2 protein-coding genes are annotated in these 1,572 nt (G+C 31.1%); both read right to left on the bottom strand.

Annotated elements, in window-relative coordinates:
* The coding region (locus tag AB1349_14260) for an amidase domain-containing protein (protein ID MEW6558489.1) at window positions 1-681 on the bottom strand (681 nt) is incomplete at its 3' end.
* A 3-nt stretch (window positions 682-684) separates the two neighbouring features.
* Window positions 685-1,572 (bottom strand): hypothetical protein (locus tag AB1349_14255; protein MEW6558488.1); only part of this gene is annotated, 888 nt, incomplete at its 5' end.

The raw sequence follows: 1,572 nt of genomic DNA, 5'->3' as shown, positions 1-1,572 counted from the left end.
TGTGTCAAAAACTATTTTAAGTTTTATCTCTCCAATCCCAACAATTTCTGAAATATGAACAACTAACTGATTGGTCTCATAATTATGATAACCATGATATTTAATCTGATAATTTTGTTGGATTTCAACATGCTTTGCAATTGGGGAATCAGGAATCTGAATATATCTAAATATTGTATAACCTCTATCTACATAAACCTGTAATGGTCTACCATAACTATCATCTGTATGAGATGCAACTAATAAAGTATCAGCAGTATTGCCCGGTTGAACTACAAAAATAGTATGTATATATGGGTCTTCATTATCACCCAAAGAGATAACATCACCAACTTTAAGGTTAGATGGTATCGTATTTACACTAATCGTTGCACCGTGAAAATTTTGTAAAGCACCTGGCATATCTGCTACCCTGATTATACACCCCTTATCGTCAATATAAGAAGCCTGTCCTGAACCAAAACGAATTCCACCTGCTATTAAACATTGTGAAACAAAATTAGTGCAATCACCGCCAACATTTTCATAGTCATAATATTTGTCTGTATTCCGACTATATGCCCATGTATCGGCATAATTTACTGCTCTAATACGGTCATATGAAAATAAATCAGTAGATAAAAATAATTGAAAGCCAATACTACAAAATAATAAAAAATATTTTCTGTAAATTGTCTTCATTTCTTACCTTTCCTTTTTATCTCTTTTCTGTTCTACTTCTTTTAATTCCTTTTGTAATTCTTGATATTCTAACTCTTGTAATCTCTTTTTACTTTTTTCGTCTCCAATTTGTCTTAATATAGATTTACCTATATCTTTTACTCTGGGGTTATTTGATTTAAGGATTTCTTCTATCTTTGAATTTACTATTCCCTTGTCATTCATATCAGTATATAAATAATATACTGCTCTTGCACGAATCACTTCATCTTTATGGTTAAGAAGTCTTTCTATAATTTTTTTTGCTCTATGTTTATTGTAATAAACTCTTTTTCCTGTTACAATGCCTTTTTCTTGGGGCCATGTAAATTCTGTATATGATAATACCTCAGGATGTCCTTCCTCTGCATATTTTTCTAAAATAGGCAATGCGAGCTCTTTTTCTTCTTTATCCCCAAGTTTCATTAAAACTCTTGCTCCTGTAATTTTATGTTCCCCATTTTCTAAAACCTGTTTCTTGAATATAGGAACAATCCTTTTATCATTAAATCCAGATAATTGACTAGCAGTATAATCCCTTTCTTGTTTGTCAGTACTATTTAGCATTACTTCTGCTAAAGGTTCTATTGCTCTGACATCTTTTGAACGACTTAAACGGGTAATTACCCTCTCTTTCGTTCCGTCTTTTCTCTCCCGTAATTCTTTTATAAGACTAGGGACATCTTTTCCAGTCCATCCTTTCTGTTGACTTATCTTTTTTTGTCTATTTATCTCTTTTTGAAATTCTGACTCTACGGCAAATAAAAAAGTTACTAATTTTAATCCGAATATTACAATAATTCCTAATGATACACTTCTAATCAACTTTTTTAACATAATCTTGTCCTCCTTCTCAAAACTATTTTTGATACT

It is taken from the genome of Elusimicrobiota bacterium (assembly GCA_040757695.1).
GTDB lineage: Bacteria > Elusimicrobiota > UBA8919 > UBA8919 > UBA8919 > JBFLWK01.
This window is presented reverse-complemented; position numbering and strand designations above follow the sequence as displayed.